This window comes from Mucilaginibacter sp. P5_A4, assembly GCF_056400605.1.
The window spans coordinates 32747-52688 of the sequence record NZ_JBFUKX010000041.1; the positions used below are offsets into that span (position 1 = coordinate 32747).

The window sequence follows — 19942 nt, forward strand, 5'->3', positions numbered from 1 at the left end:
GCTTTCGTTTAAGAGTGAGAAATTTACTTATGAAGTTACTGTATAAAAGCGTCCTTTCGTTTACTACCTCCCTGCTGATTTTAACAGCCTGTTCATCAAAAAATAAAAACAAAAACCAGGACGCTAACCACGTTACCGGCAAACCTTTAGATACTACTGCCCTACTTGCCTACAACCCAAAACAAGCTGATAAAAAGATAGATGCGGTAATGCAGGAGCTGCACCGCACCCGTGGCTTTAACGGCAATGTACTTGTAGCCAAAAAAGGCAAAATAGTTTATGAGAAGGCCATTGGTTGGGCCGATTACCTGCACCGCGACAGCCTTAAGCTAAGCTACCAGTTTGAGCTGGCCTCGGTAACAAAAACCATGACATCTACCGGCATATTGATGCTGATGGAGCGCGGCAAGCTTAGCCTTGATGATAATGTGAAGAAATTTTTTCCTGATTTCCCTTATGATGGGGTTACCATCCGCCTGCTGCTTACGCACCGCTCGGGTATGATGAATTACGTATATTTTGTTGACGATATATACCGCAGTCAGCATCTTAACCAAAGGAAAGGACTCTCCAATGCCGATGCCATGAAAATGATTGCCGACTATAAACCACGACCATTTAATGTGCCCAACAAAAGATTCCTTTACAACAATTCCAACTTTATGGTATTGGGTTCTATTATCGAAAAAGTGAGCGGCCTATCGTACACGCAGTTCATGAAAGATAATGTATTTAAGCCTGCAAGTATGGCGCATACCAATGTTTATTCCAAAGCGGTGTATGACAAAATCCCGGTGCATGTTATAGGCCATGATCGTGGTCAGTGGAGATATTCTGTTGCACAAAACTTTTTGGATGGCCCGGTGGGCGATAAAGGAATTTACAGCACCGTTGGCGACCTGTTTTTATTTGACCGAGCTTTGCGCGCTGGCCTGTTATTAAAACAGGCTACCCTCGATTCGGCATATGTACCCCGCAACCCTATGCTGCATGGCCACTTTAGCTATGGCTACGGCTGGCGTACATTTACCGCACCAGGCCAGGAGGTTATTTACCATACCGGCTGGTGGCATGGTTTCAGGCACATTTACCTGCGCGATATGAAAAACGATATCACGGTTGTACTGTTATCAAACTTAGCCAATGGCAGCCTGCTAAAACTCGACGACCTTTTTAAAGCCGCCGGTATGCCTGTTGTGCGTAAAAGCGCCTACAACGGTAATGGCGATACAAGTGATGATTAGTGAGTAGTGAGTAGTGAGTAGTGAGTAGTGAGTAGTGAGTAGTGAGTAGTGAGTAGTGAGTAGTGAGTAGTGAGTAGTGAGTAGTGAGTAGTGAGTAGTGAGTAGTGAGTAGTGAGTAGTGAGTAGTGAGTAGTGAGTAGTGAGAATTGCCTTAAAACTATTTGGTTTTACAATTGTAAAATTTAAGTATCAATTCATTTAAACAATTGCACATCTGCATATTTGCACATCTGTAATTTGCACATCTGCACATTTAGTAAAATATTATGTTTGATAAATTAATGGAAGCCCAGCAAAAGGCTGGCGAATCAAAAAAACGCCTGGATGCCATCACTGTATCAGGCACTGCCGAAGGTGGTAAAATTACGGTTACTGCCAATGCTAATAAAGTGGTACAATCGGTGCATATCGATAGTGCTTTTTTGGCTGATGCTGATAAAGAAGAACTGGAAGAATTACTGGTTGTGGCCTTTAACAAAGCCATGGAACAAGCAGATAATATAAGCCAGGCCGAAATGGCAGCCATGACCAAGGAAATGCTTGGCGGTATGGGCGGCTTAGGCAGCTTATTTGGCAAGTAAGCCCCCTAAAAATATACAAATACTATTTACTATGAAAACTACTTATTACGGTCAATCAACCATTGAAATAGAATTAAGCAGTGGTAAAAAACTATTGTTTGATCCCTTTATATCACACAATTCGCTGGCGAAAAATATTGACCTCAAAAGCATAAAGCCAGATTATATCCTGGTATCACATGGCCATGGCGATCATGTTGCCGATTTATTAGAAGTACAAAAAAATAGCGGCGCCAAAGTTATCTGTATTGCCGAAATTGCCAACTGGCTTAACAGCAAAGGTGTTGATAATGTACACGGAATGAATATTGGCGGTGGTTTTAATTTCGATTTTGGCCGGGTTAAAATGGTGAACGCGGTGCACTCCAGTACCCTGCCCGATGGCTCACCAGGTGGTAACCCTGCCGGTTTCATGCTATCTGTTGAAAGTAAAAAAATCTACTTCGCCGGTGATACCGCGCTTACTTATGATATGAAACTGCTGGCAGATGAAAACCTCGACTGGGCTTATTTACCTATCGGCGATAATTATACCATGGGTGCTGATGATGCCATTAAAGCCAGCGCTTTCATCAATTGTAAAAACATCATCGGGATCCATTACGATTCTTTCCCGGTTATAAAAATTGATAAAGACGATGTAAGGGAAAAATTCATTAAAGCAGGATTGAATTTAAAGCTGCCTGCTATTGGTGAAACAATGGATCTGTAGCTTTTTAATGGTCATACCGAACTTGTTTCAGGATGACCCCGGACACAAATAAAAAAGCCTCCCGACATAATCAGGAGGCTTTTTTGTTACTGAAGGTTACTTCTTCATTTTCATAGTGTCTTTTTTCATTGTTGTATCCTTCTTCATCTTCTTTTTCATTTTTTTCTTGGTGGTATCAGTTTGCATAACACCATTTGAAGATTTTACCGGGGCCCCGTGTGCAAAAACGCTTCCAAAAGAGATCGCTGCTAAAGCAATCATACAAAGTACCTTTTTCATAGCTTCTTATGTTTTATAGTTTTTATACTATATATAACGAATTAACTACAGATTGTTTTATTTTCTGCCAAATTAAATAATCGTCCCGTTAGGAATAATAGCACGTTTTTTAACAACTACAATGCCATCCTGTACAGTATGGGTGCCATAATCGCCGTCTTCCAGTTTTTCACCACAGTTGATAACAACGTCGTCGCCGATGTAAGTATTTTTATCAATAATGGCATTTTTAATCCTGCACCTGTCGCCTATACCCATTAACGGCGATGCGCTTAACTTCAGTTCTGCAATCTGCTCCAACGTTTGGTAGGTATCATTTCCCATTACATAGCAGTTCTCAATTTCTGTTTCAACCCCAATACGGGTACGGATACCGATTATGGAGCGTGTAATTGTTTTTGCACTGATGATACAACCATCGGCGATGATAGATTTATTTAAAGTTGTACCTGATACCTTTGATGGCGGCAGCATGCGCGCACGGGTATAAATATGATTTTCGCCAAAAAGGTTAAACTTAGGGATCTCGTCTGTTAAACCCAGGTTGGCGTCAAAAAATGATGGGATGGTACCAATATCTGTCCAGTAACCTTCGTATTGATAGCTTAGTACTTTATGCTCAACTATTGATTGCGGGATGATCTCTTTACCAAAATCGGTACGGTCATTGCCTTCCAATAAATCATATAAAAGTTTACGGTTAAAAATGTAAATCCCCATAGATGCCAGATAAACCCTGCCCTCGGCCTGCATTTCATCGCTTACCTCAGATGCCCAGCTTTCAAAGTTTGATTTTGGTTTTTCGATGAATGCCGTTACCATGCTGTTCTCATCAGCTTTTAAAATACCAAAACCTGGTACATCTGCAGCATCAACAGGAATTGTTGCTATAGAAATTTCGGCACCTGCTTCCATATGTTTATCAATCATATCCTCAAAATCCATCTGGTACAACTGGTCGCCGGATAGGATCAGTACATACTCAAATTCATGTACTGCCAAATGATGCAGGCTTTGCCTTACTGCATCAGCAGTTCCCTGGAACCAGGCAACGCTTGATGGCGTTTGCTCAGCAGCCAAAATATCAACAAAAGCATCGCTAAAGCTGCTGAAGTGATAGGTGTTTTTGATGTGCTTGTTTAACGATGCGGAGTTAAACTGTGTTAACACATAAATGCGCGTAATACCCGAGTGCAGGCAATTCGAAATTGGAATATCAACCAGGCGATACTTACCGGCAATTGGCACAGCCGGTTTTGAACGTGTTGCAGTAAGTGGCGATAAACGACTGCCCTGGCCACCGCCAAGCACAATTGAGATTACTTTAGATGTCATAGTTGAGGTTTTAAACTTTCATAAAGGTTTATATATTCTTTGGCCGAACGGTCCCACGAAAAATCGAGGGCCATCATACGCTTGCGGAGTATTTGTAGTTGGGCGGGGTTTTGGTAAAGTATTTTAGCGCGGGTAATAGAATGGCAAATATCATCAACAGAAATCTGGCTAAAGCGGATACCGTAGCCCCCCTCATCGCCAAAATCAATTACCGAATCTATTAGTCCGCCGGTACTGCGTACAATTGGCATGGTGCCGTAACGTAAAGAGTACAATTGGTTAAGCCCGCATGGTTCAACACGCGATGGCATTAGCAGGAAATCGGCACCGGCGTACACTACATGGGCCAATGATTCATCATAGCCAATAAAAACATTGCAACGGCCGGGATACTTATCTCTAAGATCCAGCAGGTCCATTTCCATATCCGTATCACCCGAGCCTAATATAAAGAAGTTAACATCGTCTCCATATTCGGCCAGTGTACGGTCAATGGCATCGGGTAGCAGATCGGCGCCTTTTTCGATAACCAACCTGCCGATAAACACAAACAATGGTTTTTCGGGGTTTAAACCAAAGCGGGTGCAAAGGGCTTCTTTGTTGGCCTGCTTGCCTTTAGCCAGTGTTTTTATATTAAAATGATTGGGCACCATAGGATCGGTTTGGGGATTCCAAACTTCGGTATCAATACCGTTGATGATACCGTACCCTTTAGCTCTTTCAACATAGAAAAGGTACTCCAGTCCGTTTGAATTGATGGTAAGTTCGCGCAAATAAGTTGGCGAAACCGTAGTATACAACCAGCTGCATTTTACGGCAGCAGCTAACGGATTTATACCCGCGGCCCAATCAAGCAAGCCAATTGCCGACATATCAATCTCGGGCAAATAAGGCAGCTGTTCCCAGCCAAAAGCGCCGTGGTACTGACCATTGTGTATAGTAAATACGGTTGGCACATTTGCCAGTCGCTTATATAATTTGGAATGATAAAGCAGGAACGGCACCAGGCCCGAATGATGATCATGGCAATGGATAATATCCGGGGTTTGCTGCGAGTAGCTGATCCAATCTAAAAAAGCCAGTTGGAAAGCGATGAACTGCTCCCTTTCGTCGGGATAACTATATACATCCTCCCGGTCAAGCAAGCCCGGTATCCTCACCAAAAAAAGCTCGAAGCCGAGTTTATCGGTCTTCTCCTTTAAAATTTCGAAATAAAGACGGCGCGTATTTAATAAAGTAACGGCACTAAATACAACATCAAACTCGTTTTCACGGGTAAATTTACGGTCATAATAAGGCATCACAACAGCTGCCTGCAAACCCGCCAGGTTTTGATATTTAGGCAGTGCGCCAACAACATCTGCAAGGCCGCCAACTTTGGCAACAGGGTAACATTCGGCACTCAGGTGGAATATTTTCATTTAGGTTTTATTGGCTCAATTTAAGGAAAGATTACCAAAAGAGAAACCTATAATAATTAATATAGTTTTTGAAATTTAGATAATAAATTGTAAAAATCTTATTAAATATTTACTGCTTATGTTGAGAGATTGGCAGAAAAACGAGAAAAATGTACCAGGAAGAGATAAGTGTTTGGGTACACTAAGTTGAGTTTGGGAGAGCAAAAAGCCTGCAAGAAGCCTATTTGTTAATACTTATGGGATGCCGAATTTATTTCGGCATCCCACATACCAAGTATAAGACATGCAAAAGTATACACTTGCTTTTAGGGTGCCGAAATAAATTCGGCACGACTAATTTTTATTTTATTAATAACAGATATCAAATGAAGTGGCCTAATCAAACACTCAATTAACCTCATTTAATCACCATCCATCAAAGTTAATGTGCCTCCAGCCAATTCAATCCCGTACCAATCTCCACTATTATAGGTACCGTGGTTTTAATTGCCGTTTTCATGTTATGCATAATGATGGGTTTTACTATCTCGATCTCGTCATGTGGTACATCAAACACCAACTCATCATGTACCTGCATAGTCATGCGGGCATCCAGGTTTTGAGCTTTAAACTCGCGGTGAATATTGATCATGGCTATCTTGATCATATCTGCAGCCGAACCCTGTATCGGGGCATTTATAGCGTTTCGCTCTGCAAAACCACGCACAGTCGCGTTGGCGGAGTTAATATCGCGCAAATATCTGCGTCGGCCCATCAGGGTACATACGTAACCGTTTTCGCGGGCAAAGTTCATGGTATCGCCCATGTATTGTTTTATACCCGGGAATTGGGTAAAATATTGTTCAATAATGTCGGCAGCTTCCTTACGCGGGATACCGAGGTTTTGGGACAAACCAAAAGCCGATTGCCCATAAATAATGCCGAAGTTAACGGCTTTGGCATTGCGGCGTTGCTCGCTGGTTACTTCATCCAACGCAATGCCGTAAACATTGGCGGCAGTGGCGGTATGGATATCCAGGTTATCAACAAAGGCTTGCATCATATTTGGATCTTTGCTGATCTCGGCAATAATGCGCAGTTCTATTTGTGAATAATCTGCAGATACAATACTGTGGCCGGCATTTCTTGGGATAAAGGCTTTACGCACCTCCCTGCCGCGCTCGGTACGGATAGGAATATTTTGCAGGTTGGGGTTAACACTGCTTAATCTTCCGGTTGCTGCTACAGCCTGGTTATAAGAGGTGTGCACTCTACCGGTCTTCGGGTTTACCATTGTTGGCAAGGCATCAACATAGGTTGATTTCAACTTTTGCAGCTGGCGAAAGTCCAGGATATCCCTTACGATATCGCTTTTGGCGGCCAGGGAAAGCAGCACGTCCTCACCGGTTTGGTACTGACCGGTTTTGGTTTTTTTCGCCTTAGGGTCGAGCATCAATTTCTCGAACAATACTTCGCCCAATTGCTTTGGCGATGCAATATTGAACCTTACGCCTGCTTTTTCAAACACCGTTTTCTCGAGCTTAGCAACATCGGTTTCCAGCTCTTTACTGAACTCGCGCAGGGTATCATGGTCTATTTTTACACCTTCGTACTCAATATCAGCCAAAACGTATATCAGCGGATGCTCTATCTCGTTTATCAGTTTTTCGCTTTCAACCTCCTTTAGTTTAGGCTCAAACACTGCTTTTAGTTGCAGGGTGATATCCGCATCTTCGGCAGCGTATTCTTTTATCTTCTCGATCTCTACATCGCGCATGTTGCCCTGGTTTTTACCTTTGGCACCAATAAGTGCGGTGATTGAAACCGGTTTATAGTTGAGGTAATTTTCTGAAAGGATATCCATGTTATGGCGGGTATCCGGGTCGATAACGTAATGCGCCATCATGGTATCAAACAGTTTTCCTTTTACCTGCACACCATACCACTTTAATATCAGGATATCAAACTTCAGGTTCTGCCCTATCTTGCCGATTTTTTCATTTTCCAATACTGGCTTAAACTCATTAACAATGTTTTTAACGGCTTCCTGTTCAACCGGTACCGGCACATACCAGGCCTCGCCCGCCTTTACCGAGAAAGACATGCCTACCAGCTCGCAATTGTTGGCATCTGTGCCGGTGGTTTCGGTATCAAAGCAAAAAGATTCCTGCTTTTGCAGCAGGGCTATTAAGCTGGCACGTGCTTCAAAAGTATCTGCCAGGTGGTATTCGTGAGGTACGTTATCAATGTTTTTTGAGGCACTGATAAAATCTTCGTGAATATTCTCCACATCCACGGTCATGGTAGTGCGGGCTGTTGCAACCGGCTCACCAAATAAATCTGTTTGCGTGCCTGCCGATTTAAATTCGGTTATGGTAAAATCATCACCAAAAACACGCCTCCCCAGGGTGCGGAATTCCAGTTCGGCAAAAAGCGGTTCCAATAATTCTTTACTTGGTGCGCAGATTTCCAGGCCGGCCTCATCCAGCTCAACTGGAACATTCAAAAGGATAGTAGCCAATTTTTTAGACAACAAACCCTGATCCGCAAATTGCTCTATGTTTTCGCGCTGCTTGCCTTTTAACTCATGGCTATGGGCAATAATCTCTTCCATAGAACCATATTGTTTTATAAGCGCCTTAGCGGTTTTTTCGCCAATGCCGGGGATACCGGGAATATTATCAACCGCATCGCCCCATAAACCAAGTATATCTATTACCTGTTCAACGCGTTCAATTTCCCATTTTTCAAGCACTTCTTTAACGCCCAATATCTCCATCTCGTTACCCATCCGGGCCGGTTTGTAAATGCGGATATTATCGGATACCAGCTGGGCGAAATCTTTATCAGGTGTCATACAATACACCTGGTAACCCTTTTGCTCGGCTTTTTTGGCAAGGGTGCCAATGATGTCATCAGCCTCATAACCATCTGATGTAATAACGGGAATATTGAATCCTAATATAAGTTTAACTACATACGGCAATGCTTTGGAAAGATCCTCTGGCATGGCTTCGCGGTGGGCCTTGTAGTGCTCATAATCGGTATGACGTTCGGTTGGGGCTTCGGTATCAAATACCACGGCCATATGGGTTGGTTTTTCTTTTTTCAAAACATCCAGGAGGGTATTGGTAAATCCCATTACTGCCGATGTATTCATCCCGCCCGAGGTAAACCGCGGACTTTTACTCAAAGCAAAATGCGCCCGGTAAATAAGGGCCATGCCATCCAAAAGAAATAGTTTTTTCATAATATTATTTAACACTAATTGCACGAATCAAAGCGAATTTCACGAATTCATTGCAACAGCTTTATGCAAAAATAGAATTAAATCCGGGACAATTCATGCCCATTAAAATTCGTGAAATTCGAATCAATTCGTACCATTCGCATATATTAAAATTCGCGAAATTCGATTAAATCCGTGACAATTCGTGTTCATTTAAAAGAACACTCCGGTATATGATCATTCACCATGCCTGTTGCCTGCATATGGGCGTAGCAAATGGTGGTGCCAAAGAATTTGAAGCCGCGTTTTTTCATATCCTTGCTAATGGCATCTGACTCTGCAGTACTTGCCGGAATTTTGTGGTGATGGTTTATAATAGGTTTACCACCAGGCATAAAGCTGTACAGGTATTTATCAAATGAGTCAAATTCTTTTTGTACGCCGATAAAAAGTTTAGCATTATTGATGGCCGCCAGAATTTTAAGCCGGTTGCGTATAATACCCGTATCCTGCATTAGCCGTTCCACATCCTCATTGGTAAAAGCAGCTACCTTGTGTACGTCAAAATTGGCAAAGGCTCTTCTATATCCTTCGCGACGGCGTAAAATGGTGATCCAGCTCAGGCCTGCCTGGGCTGATTCAAGTATGAGAAACTCAAATAGGATATGGTCATCGTGAACTTCCTTTCCCCATTCTTCGTCGTGGTATTTGATGTAGAGTTCGTCGGTTCCCGGCCAACTGCAACGGGTTATTTCTTTAGGTGAATCTGACATAATTGTTTTTGTTAAAACTTGCTAAGCTTCATTCAATTCATCCCAATACTCCACTGCCCTGCGGTAATGCGGTATCACGATCGAACCTCCAACCAAGTTGGCTATCATAAAAATCTCGTTCATTTCATCGTGTTTTACACCGGCCTCGTGGCATTTGCCAAGGTGGTATTTTATGCAGTCGTCGCAACGCAGTACCATGCTGGCTACCAGGCCAAGCATTTCTTTGGTTTTTACGTCGAGGGCGCCATCGGCATAGCTGGTGGTATCGAGTGCAAAAAAACGCTTAATGTTAGTGTTGGCAGTTTCCATTATCCTGTCGTTCATTTTAGTACGATAGGCGTCAAATTCTTCTATTAGTTTTCCCATTTTCAAATTATTGAGTTATTGAACTGGTGATAGCCTGCATCAATTTATAAAATTACTTTTAGCTATTTATTTTACAATTTTACTAATTTATTTAGCATTTAAAGTTATAAATATTTATTTTTATCGCAAGATTATTAATTTCAATTTTTACAACGCAATAAAAAAACCATGGAAAGCCTGTCGCCAAATATTTTTGTTAAGGATATTAACGAAACCATCAAATTTTACCAGCTTTTGGGTTTCGGCCTGGTGGTTACGGTGCCCGAAACCGGCACCGACCTGGTATGGGCCATGATGGCCAAAGGGAACGTTACTTTCATGTTCCAAACCTTTGCCAGCCTGGGCGCGGAGCTACCCGAAATCAGCCGGCAGGATGGCGCATCGATGCTGCTTTACATCAAGCTTAAAAACATCAGGACATTTTTTGAAGGAATAAAGGATTTGGTTCCAGTATTAAAGGGCCTTGAAACTACTTTTTATGGCGCTACTGAGTTTTCAATAAAGGATAATAACAATTATGTGCTCACTTTTGCGGAGGATGAGTAGGTCCATCCCCGGAAGGGAGGGTTTAAAAAGTAAATTAAAAGACTCCCTTACCGGGGGAGATTTAAAGGGAACTTATGATCAATTTTAAACGTGCCGACCATATACATGTTTGTGTGCCACCAGAAAGACTGGAGGAGGCAAAGGCATTTTATACTGATATTATTGGATTGGAAGTTATAGAAAGGCCAGACGTATTTACCTCAAAAGGATACTGGTTTAATATAGGTGATATTCAATTACACATTGGTGTTGAATCATCGCTGCCACGCACAATCAGGCATACTGCTTTTGAGGTAACAGATGTTGTTGCTGCCCGCAGGCACCTCAAAAATCATGGGATTGAAATTGTGGAAGAACCCAAAATAACAGGCCGCGAACGCTTTGCTTTTATCGATCCGTTTGGAAACCGGATGGAGTTGCTGCAGATGCTATAATGCCAGCTCGATATTCGGATCCCAGAAAACTGTTTTAAAATCCTGCACCTGGTCGTCAGTTACTTTTACGCCTTCGCTTTCCAGCATTTCCTGCATCCTGTTTCCACCAAAATGAAACTTGGCGGTGAGCAATCCCTGCCTGTTTACCACCCGGTGGGCCGGTACCGGCGGATCAACCTTACCCGCGGCCTGCATAGCATAACCTACCATACGCGATGAACCTTTGGTGCCCAGGTACGATGCAATGGCGCCATACGACGTTACTCTCCCTTTTGGTATCAGCCGGGCAACCTGGTAAACTTTATCAAAAAAGTTAATTTCTTCCATGTTATCAAAGCTAAAAGTTTAAGACCTAAATGCGGAACAATTGGTTGCTGATAATTATTTAACAATCTTAAATGCGATTACTCTTAGAAGCTGTTTAAATTTGATTTATCAATGTTTTTATACCTCCAATGAACCACATATCCACGCGTCATTGCGAGGTACGAAGCAATCCCCACCTTACAGAGTAGCTTTGCAAATCCGATCTGCATAGTAGGGGATTGCTTCGTACCTCGCAATGACGGCCTTTTTTTTTATTTTTAAACAGCTTCTTAGTCTTGTTACGCAAACGAAAATTTAAGATAGTTAATGTTCTTATTATTTTTCAAATACATTTTCTCGTAATAAGTTTTGATGGATAAAACCTCATCGGCATATGGCGAATGATACAAATCTTCGGTTTTAGCGTGCAATTTAAGTTTCAAATCTTCGATTTTTTCGACAGTATAAGCATGCAGACCATCGTTATCGGTTTTAAGATTAACACAGCCCGATGGCTTTAGTATTTCAATATACTTATTCAAAAAGCGTGGCGAAGTAAGGCGTTTTTTTTCGCGGCTCAGTTGGGGTTGAGGGTCGGGGAAGGTAATCCAGATCTCATCAACTTCGCCATCGGCAAAATAATCCAGTAGGTTTTCTATTTGTATCCTAAGGAAGGCAACATTAGCAACACCATCTTCAATAGCCGTTTTGGCGCCGCGCCAAATGCGGTTACCTTTATAATCAATACCAATAAAATTTTTATCGGGAAACAAGTTGGCCAGGTTCACAGTGTATTCGCCTTTACCACAGGCCAGCTCTAAAACAACGGGGTTGTCATTTTTAAAAAAACCGGCGCTCCATTGGCCCTTAAAAGGTTTACCGGCATCTAATTGCAATACATTACTAAAAGTATCAATTTCAGCAAATCGTTTTAACTTATCTTTTCCCACTTTATAAAAATAAAGTGCAAAAATAGGCTTTTCTGTTAATTGAGCGGAATGGGGTTTAAAATAGCCTTAAACAACTGCACCTGTTGCTGGTTTTTTGTAAGGTGCGGGCTTGTAATCATCCTTTGATTTCTTTTTGGTGAATTTTTCAAAAAGCCCCTTTACCGTACCCCAAATGCCCGAAACCGAATCCTCGTTAACATAGTTTGATGCTTTTTGAGATACCAGCCCCACCAGGGTTTTAATTAAAAAATTGGAGTTTTTAAAAATGGTTTTGTTTAACGTTAGCGGAATAACCAACCGGGAAACCAGGTTTATAATATCCGGGTGAAAAACCCCGTGATCACGACCCTCGCTATCAACCGAGCGCGGAAATATTGACATAACAGATGAAAATATGGCAGAAGGACTGCTAAAGCGCGCCTTTAACGCCACGCTTTGCTGGCTTTCCACCGTTTTTAACCTGAAAATCTCGTCCTGCAGATCGTTTATACTTTTTATTTGATAGCTCATTGTATTTACCTTTTAAATATTTTCTGGATAAAAATGTTAGCCAAAGGCTTCTCAATGGCATTTTTATTGAGTTTTATAATAATCGCAATCACTAAATAAATAAGCGCCACGCATCCAAAGCCCTCCCACAATGAGTTAAACACATCACCTAAATAAAAAGCAAGCGTAAAGCTGGCAAAAATAAAAGCCAGCAACATACTTATTGTGACAACTACGTCGGTAATAATACTTGCTAAAATTGAAGTTCCACCTTCAATAGCCTCATATTTTAAAAGCTTAAAACGCGTTTCGGCGTATTCTTTTAACTGATCAATAATAGGTGGTAATGGCGGTGGTGTTTCTTTTTTGGCTTCCATAGGTGTTTGTTTGTATTATAATTTTATAATCCCGGATAACTCATATAGGATGAATTATCCGGGTAATTTAAAATTATGCGTGTTCCAAATCGTCCTGGTATTCTTCTTCAGCGCCCCTAATCTTTGATTTAATGTTTCCAACCACCTTGTCTTTTAAGCCAACCAGGTTATCAATTTCGGCCGCGGCGGTTTCTTTGATAGATTCGCCCAGGTTTTTTAATGATTCTGTAAGCTTATCGCGTGTTTCATCTCCCTTATCCGGAGCAAATAAAATACCTAAAGCTGCCCCTGCTGCCAGGCCTGCAAGTAAAGCAACAACTACTTTTGTGTTATCGTTCATTGTAATATAATTTAAAAATTGAACATTTGATTGATTAATACTAATACCTTGCCAAATATCATTAATTGTATTATTTGAATGCAATTAATGTATAAATTGTTTTTTGTTTGTTGCGTTTTTGATGCTGTGTGTACAAAAGTATCCAATATACGTGTCAGTTTTCCGGCACAGTACGTATCCGCTCCAGGCGGTCGGCAGCCAAACGGTTGGTTTCGTAAATCTCCATCAGCAGTAAAAAGTACGATAATAATACCGGCCCAAAAACCAGGCCCAAAATCCCAAAAAGAGGTATCCCGATAAATACCCCGATGATGGATATTATTGGGTGCGTATTGGCTATACGTTTATTGATGATCATCCTTAAAAAATTATCTACATTACCAATAAACAACAAGCCATAAGCCAGCAGCAAAACGCCCTGCAAGTTATGTCCCTGCGCAAACAGCACTATGCTTGCCGGTATACACAATGTTGGTGCGCCCACAACCGGTAAAAACGAAATAAATATAGCAATAACCCCCCAGAATACAGGATCGGGTATGCCAAATATCAAAAAGCCGTTGGCCAGCAGCACTCCCTGTGTTATGGCTATTATTCCTTGTCCTAAAACGTTCGAATAGGTAGAATCGCGTAGGGCGGCTGCAAATTTTAATGCATGCTGCTCCCTGAATGGCGCATACTTAAGTAATCCGGCTTCAAATTCCCTCATCTGCGTAAGCATAAAATACAAAATAAAGTACAAAACCAGCAATGTTATGATAATGCTGGCCGCGCTGCTTAATATGGATGGAAATAAACCTGTGGCAATAGTGCCCAGTTTTTGAAGTGTATCTTCGGCAAAGTGTGGCTGATTAAGGTTTGCACCTGTAAAAGCATCAATTTTTGAAGTCCATTGCTCAATGGGAAGCTCTTTAAGATTTATGCTTGATATTTTCCCTACAACCATAATACTCAGTGTAAGAAAAGGAATAACAATAATAATAAGGGAGGTAAAAATAATGAGCAGTGCAACCGGCGCTTTTGGCCAGCCCCGTTTCTCGGCCAGGTTAATATACAGCGGCCTGAAAATAGTGTACAACACTATTGCCCCAAGTATGCTGCTGAACAAACCGCTAAGCGCATAAAGCAAAAAACATCCCAGTAAAATGATGCTTGCCAGGATGATATTATTGCGCTGCTTATAGTTAAAAATTGACATTAAAGGCTTGGAGTTTTTTTCAGAAAGTCAGGAAAAAAGAGCCAGGATAAGACTAACGATCAAAAAGTTCCCTGCTGATCTTTATCTATTGATTCTCTTCATTTATAAACAAAAAAACGCCAAAAAGTTTTAGCGTTTTTGAAAGAATATACGCTGTATTTAAGGTTTATCCGTATTGTTTAACAGGTTATTTATTTTGGTTGCACTTGTTGTAATAGTATCAATATAAAACAGGCAATCATCAGTAATATCGGGCAGTTCATATTTTAGCTGCTCAAGTGCAAGGTGAATGTTTGAAAGCTGATTTTTTATATCGTGCTTCAGCTTGCGCATATTTTCATCCTCTCCTTCCCTATGTTGTTGCAGTAACCCCATCGTTATTTAAGATTGATGGCCTTCATTTTATTATACAATGTTTTCCTGTCTATTTTCAATATTTCGGCAGCCCTGGTCTTGTTAAAGTTTACTTCCCTTAAAACCCTGATAATAGTTTCATACTCGGCCTCAAGCGCTGCGTTTTTCAGATCATGGCGATTTTCCCTTACTTCCGGAGCATCGTTTACTGATGAATTGTGAAAGCTATCAAACGATGGTGTTTTAAAGTTCGAGATCTCCAGCGGTAATGCTTTCATGGTTATCTCATTATCCTCAGCAAGTAATGCGGCCCTCCTGATCACGTTTTTTAGCTCGCGAATGTTTCCCGGCCAGCGATAATTCATAAAGCAATCAACCACCTCGGGCGAAAACGTATCTACATTGCGCCCCAGTTCGTTGTTGGCTATTCTTAAAAAATGATCGGCCAGCAGCATAATATCGTTACCACGATCGCGCAAAGGCGGCATATAAATGGTAAACTCATTAAAGCGATGGTACAGGTCTTCTCTGAATTTTCCTTTTTGGATACCATCCTGAAGGCTCTCGTTAGTAGCTATAATAATGCGCACATCAAGGTCTATCTCTTTGGTGCTGCCTATCCTTTTAACCTTACGCTCCTGCACGGTACGCAACAGGGCGGCCTGAATTTCATAAGATAGGTTACCTACCTCATCCAAAAACAAGGTACCGCCGTTGGCCATTTCAAAGTGCCCTATCTTTGTGTATAGCGCGCCCGTGAATGATCCTTTTTCATGACCAAAAAACTCACTGGCAGCCAGCTCTTTGGTTAGCGAACCACAATCCATAGCAATAAATGGCTGATTATTGCGCGGACTGTTCAGGTGGATACTTTTGGCTACCGACTCTTTACCCGTCCCGCTCTCGCCCAAAATGATCACGCTGTAGTTGGTTGGTGCAACAAGTTCAATCTGCCTCAAAAGTTCTTTTGAAGCCTTGCTGGTACCTGCAACAAATTCACTTGCAAAAACCTGCTTTTTATGCTCCCTGCTTTTTGACTTGTCAGCTACTACAGAAGTAGCATTTTCCGTGTCTTCAACCAGGGCATAATGTGTTTCAACGGCTTTATTAATGGTATTTAATATTTCGTCGGGGTACAAGGGCTTGGTAATGTAATCATAGGCGCCCATTTTAATGAGCTCAACAGCCATTTTAATATCCGAGTAGCCGGTAATAATGATAACACCGGTTTTTGGATACTGTGTTTTGATGTTACGTAACATTTCCCGTCCATCCGTATCCTCCAACCTAAAATCGCAAAGTACAAGGTTGTATTCGCCTTCTTTAAGTGCCTCCATTCCGCCTGTGCCGCTTGTGGCGGTGCTTACTTCAAAGCCATTGCGTGTTAAAAATTTAGATAGCAACAAGCCTACATTAACTTCATCATCAATGATGAGGATTTTCTTCATATTAGTTATAACAGGTGGTAAAATGTATTAAAGCCGTTAAGTTACAAACAATGTTGCTAATTTTAGGATGTTTTATTTAATTATAGTTTTTCACAGGTTAAAAAAATATCCGAAAACAAAAAAGGGAAGCCTGATCTGGCCTCCCTTCTTTGTTCAATTTTTTAATAGGTATAAGTAGGATCGATATTAAAACCCGTATGCTACACGTACACCTATAAAGTTTACTTTACTGGCATCAACACCGCTTGCATATTTGGTAGTTGCTTCGTAACGTACACCTGCATCAATAAAGCTGCCCGCACTTACCGGGAACTGAACACCTATTTGTGGAGCATAAACAAAGGCAGTTGATTTATTGGCACCAACATCAGATTTGTTTAGCAAAAACGCCGCGCCAGCTTCACCCTGTACATAAAAATTCTCAACCGGGAAGAATTTTAAACCGGCTTTTACAGGTATTAAATGAAAATCGGGTGCATCAAGATTAGCAATACCGCCAATATCTTTTTTACCAAAAATATTGTTGTAACCCGCGTTAACAGTTGCAAATAACTGGTTTTTGTACAAAGGGATGTCTGCCTGTACCGAACCACCTAAGTTCCATTTGTAGTTATCTTTAAAATTGCCAACAGGGATACCCGCATCAACACCAATGCTGTAACGGATACCACCCGGGGTAGTAGTTGATGATGTAGTGCTGGTAGTGGTGGTAGTTGTTTGTGCTTTTGCGCCCAATCCCAATCCGGCAAAAGCTAAAATTAAAGCTGAAATTTTGAATGTATTTTTCATAACAATTGTTGTGTTTTTGATTTTATTTGTTTTAAACACATGGCAAAGTAAAGCACCAGATGATATATGATTTTTCATCCCAAAGTCACGAATATTTAAGCGTTTGATTAACAATAATTTATTTTTTGACCATCCGGGTATCAAGGTCAGCTCATTGTAAAATAAGGCAGCGATTGCTTTTTTATTGTCAGAATTGACGCAGAATCAACATGGGTTTGGAAGGGGAAAAATTAATTTTTCTGCGTGAAATGGGTATTATTCTCAATGGAGACTGAAATTTGAAGAAAAAAAGTTACGCAATCTTTCTTTGTGGGCTCACGTAGATTTGTCATCCTGAACGAAGTGAAGGATCTATTCGCAGACTGTACAGGACGAAGAAGCATGGCGGAGAGTAGATCCTTCACTTCTTTCAGGATGACAAAAGAGTTTCTTTAGCAAATACGTAATAGATAGAATCAGAGGGGGTTTTTACTTTCCCTTAAACTCCGCCTTGCGTTTTCCTAAAAAAGCAGCTACACCTTCTTTAAAATCTTCGGTGCCGAAGCATTTGCCAAACTCTTCTATTTCGGTTTGAAAACCATTTACGCCATCATTTAATCCTGCATTTACCGACCGGATAGCGGCAGCAAGGGCTAAAGGAGCCCGAAGCAGTATTTTATGCATTAGCTCCCCGGCTTTTTCCAGCAGGGATCCCTGGTCAACTACATGTGTAACCAGTCCATAATGGAGCGCCTCGGCGGCGGTAATCATATCGGCTGTAAGTATCATTTCAAGCGCCTTGCCTTTGCCCACCAGTTGGGCCAGGCGCTGGGTACCACCATAGCCGGGTATTAATCCCAATGTTACTTCGGGCAGGCCCATTTTAGCAGTTTCGGCAGCTATACGGATATGGCAGGCCATGGCCAGTTCAAGGCCCCCGCCTAAAGCAAAGCCATTTATAGCCGCAAGTACAGGTTTGCTGCCATTAGCAATCTGGTCAAAAACTTTAGTTTGGTAATTGCGGGCAAGTGAGGTTCCGGCATCGGCATCCAGATCGGCAAATTCGCTGATATCGGCCCCGGCAACAAAAGCCTTCGCTCCTGCCCCGGTTATAATAATACCGCCTATGGCCGAATTATTAAATGCATCAAAAAAAGCGGTATGCAGTTCGGCAAGGGTTTCCTTATTAAGCGCGTTGAGTTTATTTTCGCGGTTGATAGTGATATATTGTATGCGATCCTGGTTGGTGATCAATAAATTTTGAAATTTCATTGCAACTGTTATTTAAAAGTTACGGTGCTCATGTACCCAGCCTGTTATATATTTAACAATGTCCTGGGTGCTGGTTCCGGGTGGAAAAAGTTCGCCTACACCCTGTTCTTTCAGCGCTATCATATCATCATTGGGGATAATACCCCCGCCGGTAACCAGCACATCATCCATCTCCTTCTCCTTTATTAATTTGAGTATCCTGGGGAAAACGGTCATGTGCGCCCCGGATAATATGGAGATACCAATAGCATCCACATCCTCCTGCAGGGCGGTATTTACCACCATTTCGGGTGTTTGGCGCAAACCGGTATAAATTACCTCCATGCCGGCATCGCGCAGCGAGGTAGCAATAATGCGTGCCCCGCGGTCGTGCCCGTCAAGCCCTACTTTGGCAACTAAAACGCGGATGGGTCGGTTAAAGGTATTACTCATGTAAACCGGATTGGTTGTGGTAAAAGTAATAAGAAAATTATGATGTTGTGTTATTTGACTCACGCAAAGGCGCTAAGACGCAAAGAAAGCTTTATTTAATATATTATGGAATTATGTATAACTTAATCCTATGGTAAGGAGGCAATAGCTACAGCAATCAAAAAGCCGTCTTATTTTGCAACACTCACCAAACCAATTTTAATACATCAGCGGGCTTTCTTTAAAAAAGGACCTTGAGAGCGTATACTAAGTAATGTGTACAATGCAACAGGCATCCACCTCAGGTTTCTCTGCGAGAGAATCTAAGGGAATACGAGTTGATCCTTTGCGCCTTAGCGTCTTTGCGCGAGTACCTCCGAACACTTAATGAATTTTGAATCTGAAAAGCCTAATGGCTAATAACTAAAAATCACCAAACCAATTTATAGCCAAATCCGCGTACGGTAATGATCTGCACGTTGGGATCGGCTTTTAAATGCCCCCGCAGCCTGCTGATAAATACGTCCAGGCTGCGGGCGTTAAAAAAACTATCATCGCCCCAAATACTTTCCAGGAGCATTTTGCGTGGTATTACTTCATGCCGATTTTTACATAATAGTTTCAGGATATCACTCTCGCGGTTGGTTAACTGCCAATTATTGATGCCTTGCTTAACCACATTTTTAAAAGGGACAAAAGTAATACTGCCAATCTGGTAGCTTTCATTTAGCGCCTTTACCTGCCCGGAAGTATTGAGCAGGCGGTTATCACTTAGCAATACTTTTATCCTTATAATCAATTCCTCAACACTAAAAGGCTTTTTTAAATAATCATTGGCGCCCGATTCAAAACCAGCTACAACATCTTTTGGTTGCGAACGCGCGGTTAAAAAAATGATCGGGGTAATTTTGTCGGCCCGGCGTACCTGCCTGGCAACCTCAAACCCGTCCATTTTAGGCATCATAATATCAAGCACTAAAATATCAGGTTTGTTGCTTTTATATTTTTGTATGGCTTGCTCGCCATTGGCGCACAATGTTACCTCAAAGCTGTTTTCCTCCAGGCTTTCGCGTACAATATGCGCCAGGGAAAGCTCGTCTTCGGCTAATAGTATGCGTGTTTTATTCATC

At 41.7% G+C, this 19942-nt stretch carries 23 protein-coding genes; 5 read left to right on the forward strand and 18 right to left on the reverse strand.

What is annotated here, in order from left to right:
• Positions 1-29 precede the first annotated feature (29 nt).
• From AC1DQW_RS20715 to AC1DQW_RS20725, 3 genes are all read left to right on the forward strand, one after another.
• On the forward strand, positions 30-1244 hold the full coding sequence (locus AC1DQW_RS20715; protein WP_477455806.1) for a serine hydrolase domain-containing protein: 1215 nt from the start codon (positions 30-32) through the stop codon (positions 1242-1244).
• Positions 1245-1510: 266 nt separating this feature from the next.
• Complete coding sequence (locus AC1DQW_RS20720; protein ID WP_477455807.1) at positions 1511-1825, forward strand: YbaB/EbfC family nucleoid-associated protein; 315 nt, start codon at positions 1511-1513, stop codon at positions 1823-1825.
• Positions 1826-1856: 31 nt separating this feature from the next.
• Positions 1857-2537 (forward strand): metal-dependent hydrolase, encoded by a 681-nt coding sequence (locus tag AC1DQW_RS20725; protein WP_477455808.1) that lies wholly within the window; start codon positions 1857-1859, stop codon positions 2535-2537.
• 96 nt (positions 2538-2633) lie between these two features.
• Here the strand turns inward: AC1DQW_RS20725 and AC1DQW_RS20730 are convergent, their stop codons facing one another.
• The 6 genes from AC1DQW_RS20730 to AC1DQW_RS20755 form a co-directional block, all read right to left on the reverse strand.
• Positions 2634-2816: a hypothetical protein gene (locus tag AC1DQW_RS20730; protein WP_477403041.1), complete on the reverse strand. Its 183-nt coding sequence runs from the start codon at positions 2814-2816 to the stop codon at positions 2634-2636.
• A 72-nt stretch (positions 2817-2888) separates the two neighbouring features.
• Entirely contained in the window at positions 2889-4151 is a 1263-nt protein-coding gene (locus tag AC1DQW_RS20735) for a glucose-1-phosphate adenylyltransferase (RefSeq protein ID WP_477455809.1), read from the reverse strand.
• Positions 4148-5572, reverse strand: a complete 1425-nt coding sequence (locus AC1DQW_RS20740) for a glycogen synthase (RefSeq protein WP_477455810.1) — start codon at positions 5570-5572, stop codon at positions 4148-4150. The genes AC1DQW_RS20735 and AC1DQW_RS20740 overlap by 4 nt, the downstream gene beginning before the upstream one ends.
• 421 nt (positions 5573-5993) lie before the next feature.
• Positions 5994-8801, reverse strand: coding sequence for a DNA polymerase I (gene polA, locus AC1DQW_RS20745; protein WP_477455811.1), 2808 nt, complete (start codon positions 8799-8801; stop codon positions 5994-5996).
• A gap of 188 nt (positions 8802-8989) precedes the next feature.
• Complete coding sequence (locus AC1DQW_RS20750) at positions 8990-9553, reverse strand: DNA-3-methyladenine glycosylase I (protein ID WP_477455812.1); 564 nt, start codon at positions 9551-9553, stop codon at positions 8990-8992.
• 21 nt (positions 9554-9574) lie between these two features.
• Entirely contained in the window at positions 9575-9919 is a 345-nt protein-coding gene (locus tag AC1DQW_RS20755) for a carboxymuconolactone decarboxylase family protein (RefSeq protein ID WP_477455813.1), read from the reverse strand.
• Between the two features lie 168 nt (positions 9920-10087).
• On the opposite strand from AC1DQW_RS20755, the gene AC1DQW_RS20760 reads away from it, so the two are divergent.
• Both AC1DQW_RS20760 and AC1DQW_RS20765 read left to right on the forward strand, forming a co-directional pair.
• The gene (locus AC1DQW_RS20760) at positions 10088-10465 is read left to right on the forward strand and encodes a VOC family protein (RefSeq protein ID WP_477455814.1); all 378 of its coding nucleotides are present in this window, start codon (positions 10088-10090) and stop codon (positions 10463-10465) included.
• A gap of 74 nt (positions 10466-10539) precedes the next feature.
• A complete protein-coding gene (locus tag AC1DQW_RS20765; RefSeq protein ID WP_477455815.1) occupies positions 10540-10899 on the forward strand; it encodes a VOC family protein in 360 nt (119 codons plus the stop codon).
• Here the strand turns inward: AC1DQW_RS20765 and AC1DQW_RS20770 are convergent.
• The 12 genes from AC1DQW_RS20770 to AC1DQW_RS20825 all read right to left on the reverse strand — a co-directional run bounded on the left by AC1DQW_RS20770 (position 10894) and on the right by AC1DQW_RS20825 (position 19941).
• Complete coding sequence (locus tag AC1DQW_RS20770; protein WP_477455816.1) at positions 10894-11226, reverse strand: MGMT family protein; 333 nt, start codon at positions 11224-11226, stop codon at positions 10894-10896. The two genes, AC1DQW_RS20765 and AC1DQW_RS20770, sit on opposite strands and share 6 nt — an antisense overlap.
• Before the next feature lie 278 nt (positions 11227-11504).
• The gene (gene trmB, locus AC1DQW_RS20775) at positions 11505-12155 is read right to left on the reverse strand and encodes a tRNA (guanosine(46)-N7)-methyltransferase TrmB (protein WP_477455817.1); all 651 of its coding nucleotides are present in this window, start codon (positions 12153-12155) and stop codon (positions 11505-11507) included.
• A gap of 66 nt (positions 12156-12221) precedes the next feature.
• Complete coding sequence (locus tag AC1DQW_RS20780) at positions 12222-12665, reverse strand: hypothetical protein (RefSeq protein WP_477403063.1); 444 nt, start codon at positions 12663-12665, stop codon at positions 12222-12224.
• A gap of 5 nt (positions 12666-12670) precedes the next feature.
• Positions 12671-13021, reverse strand: coding sequence for a phage holin family protein (locus tag AC1DQW_RS20785; RefSeq protein ID WP_477455818.1), 351 nt, complete (start codon positions 13019-13021; stop codon positions 12671-12673).
• A 73-nt stretch (positions 13022-13094) separates the two neighbouring features.
• Positions 13095-13361: a YtxH domain-containing protein gene (locus tag AC1DQW_RS20790; protein ID WP_477403067.1), complete on the reverse strand. Its 267-nt coding sequence runs from the start codon at positions 13359-13361 to the stop codon at positions 13095-13097.
• Positions 13362-13515: 154 nt separating this feature from the next.
• The gene (locus AC1DQW_RS20795; RefSeq protein WP_477403069.1) at positions 13516-14559 is read right to left on the reverse strand and encodes an AI-2E family transporter; all 1044 of its coding nucleotides are present in this window, start codon (positions 14557-14559) and stop codon (positions 13516-13518) included.
• Between the two features lie 159 nt (positions 14560-14718).
• Entirely contained in the window at positions 14719-14934 is a 216-nt protein-coding gene (locus AC1DQW_RS20800) for a hypothetical protein (RefSeq protein ID WP_477403071.1), read from the reverse strand.
• Between the two features lie 2 nt (positions 14935-14936).
• Complete coding sequence (locus AC1DQW_RS20805) at positions 14937-16361, reverse strand: sigma-54-dependent transcriptional regulator (RefSeq protein ID WP_477455819.1); 1425 nt, start codon at positions 16359-16361, stop codon at positions 14937-14939.
• 186 nt (positions 16362-16547) lie between these two features.
• Positions 16548-17150, reverse strand: coding sequence for a hypothetical protein (locus tag AC1DQW_RS20810; protein ID WP_477413618.1), 603 nt, complete (start codon positions 17148-17150; stop codon positions 16548-16550).
• 468 nt (positions 17151-17618) lie between these two features.
• Positions 17619-18401: an enoyl-CoA hydratase-related protein gene (locus AC1DQW_RS20815; RefSeq protein ID WP_477455820.1), complete on the reverse strand. Its 783-nt coding sequence runs from the start codon at positions 18399-18401 to the stop codon at positions 17619-17621.
• 12 nt (positions 18402-18413) lie between these two features.
• A complete protein-coding gene (locus AC1DQW_RS20820; RefSeq protein ID WP_477406399.1) occupies positions 18414-18833 on the reverse strand; it encodes a cobalamin B12-binding domain-containing protein in 420 nt (139 codons plus the stop codon).
• 409 nt (positions 18834-19242) lie between these two features.
• The gene (locus AC1DQW_RS20825) at positions 19243-19941 is read right to left on the reverse strand and encodes a response regulator transcription factor (protein WP_477455821.1); all 699 of its coding nucleotides are present in this window, start codon (positions 19939-19941) and stop codon (positions 19243-19245) included.
• Position 19942: the final 1 nt, after the last annotated feature.

What these genes read in the sequence shown, in the direction of transcription:
- AC1DQW_RS20740 (WP_477455810.1), bottom strand. Translation starts at nt 5,572, where the DNA reads ATGAAAATATTCCACCTGAGTGCCGAATGTTACCCTGTTGCCAAAGTT.
- AC1DQW_RS20725 (WP_477455808.1), top strand. Translation starts at nt 1,857, where the DNA reads ATGAAAACTACTTATTACGGTCAATCAACCATTGAAATAGAATTAAGC.
- AC1DQW_RS20780 (WP_477403063.1), bottom strand. Translation starts at nt 12,665, where the DNA reads ATGAGCTATCAAATAAAAAGTATAAACGATCTGCAGGACGAGATTTTC.
- AC1DQW_RS20820 (WP_477406399.1), bottom strand. Translation starts at nt 18,833, where the DNA reads ATGAGTAATACCTTTAACCGACCCATCCGCGTTTTAGTTGCCAAAGTA.
- AC1DQW_RS20730 (WP_477403041.1), bottom strand. Translation starts at nt 2,816, where the DNA reads ATGAAAAAGGTACTTTGTATGATTGCTTTAGCAGCGATCTCTTTTGGA.
- AC1DQW_RS20795 (WP_477403069.1), bottom strand. Translation starts at nt 14,559, where the DNA reads ATGTCAATTTTTAACTATAAGCAGCGCAATAATATCATCCTGGCAAGC.
- AC1DQW_RS20825 (WP_477455821.1), bottom strand. Translation starts at nt 19,941, where the DNA reads ATGAATAAAACACGCATACTATTAGCCGAAGACGAGCTTTCCCTGGCG.
- AC1DQW_RS20805 (WP_477455819.1), bottom strand. Translation starts at nt 16,361, where the DNA reads ATGAAGAAAATCCTCATCATTGATGATGAAGTTAATGTAGGCTTGTTG.
- AC1DQW_RS20735 (WP_477455809.1), bottom strand. Translation starts at nt 4,151, where the DNA reads ATGACATCTAAAGTAATCTCAATTGTGCTTGGCGGTGGCCAGGGCAGT.
- AC1DQW_RS20800 (WP_477403071.1), bottom strand. Translation starts at nt 14,934, where the DNA reads ATGGGGTTACTGCAACAACATAGGGAAGGAGAGGATGAAAATATGCGC.
- AC1DQW_RS20715 (WP_477455806.1), top strand. Translation starts at nt 30, where the DNA reads ATGAAGTTACTGTATAAAAGCGTCCTTTCGTTTACTACCTCCCTGCTG.
- AC1DQW_RS20785 (WP_477455818.1), bottom strand. Translation starts at nt 13,021, where the DNA reads ATGGAAGCCAAAAAAGAAACACCACCGCCATTACCACCTATTATTGAT.
- AC1DQW_RS20755 (WP_477455813.1), bottom strand. Translation starts at nt 9,919, where the DNA reads ATGGGAAAACTAATAGAAGAATTTGACGCCTATCGTACTAAAATGAAC.
- AC1DQW_RS20770 (WP_477455816.1), bottom strand. Translation starts at nt 11,226, where the DNA reads ATGGAAGAAATTAACTTTTTTGATAAAGTTTACCAGGTTGCCCGGCTG.
- AC1DQW_RS20720 (WP_477455807.1), top strand. Translation starts at nt 1,511, where the DNA reads ATGTTTGATAAATTAATGGAAGCCCAGCAAAAGGCTGGCGAATCAAAA.
- polA (WP_477455811.1), bottom strand. Translation starts at nt 8,801, where the DNA reads ATGAAAAAACTATTTCTTTTGGATGGCATGGCCCTTATTTACCGGGCG.
- AC1DQW_RS20810 (WP_477413618.1), bottom strand. Translation starts at nt 17,150, where the DNA reads ATGAAAAATACATTCAAAATTTCAGCTTTAATTTTAGCTTTTGCCGGA.
- AC1DQW_RS20750 (WP_477455812.1), bottom strand. Translation starts at nt 9,553, where the DNA reads ATGTCAGATTCACCTAAAGAAATAACCCGTTGCAGTTGGCCGGGAACC.
- AC1DQW_RS20815 (WP_477455820.1), bottom strand. Translation starts at nt 18,401, where the DNA reads ATGAAATTTCAAAATTTATTGATCACCAACCAGGATCGCATACAATAT.
- AC1DQW_RS20790 (WP_477403067.1), bottom strand. Translation starts at nt 13,361, where the DNA reads ATGAACGATAACACAAAAGTAGTTGTTGCTTTACTTGCAGGCCTGGCA.
- AC1DQW_RS20765 (WP_477455815.1), top strand. Translation starts at nt 10,540, where the DNA reads ATGATCAATTTTAAACGTGCCGACCATATACATGTTTGTGTGCCACCA.
- AC1DQW_RS20760 (WP_477455814.1), top strand. Translation starts at nt 10,088, where the DNA reads ATGGAAAGCCTGTCGCCAAATATTTTTGTTAAGGATATTAACGAAACC.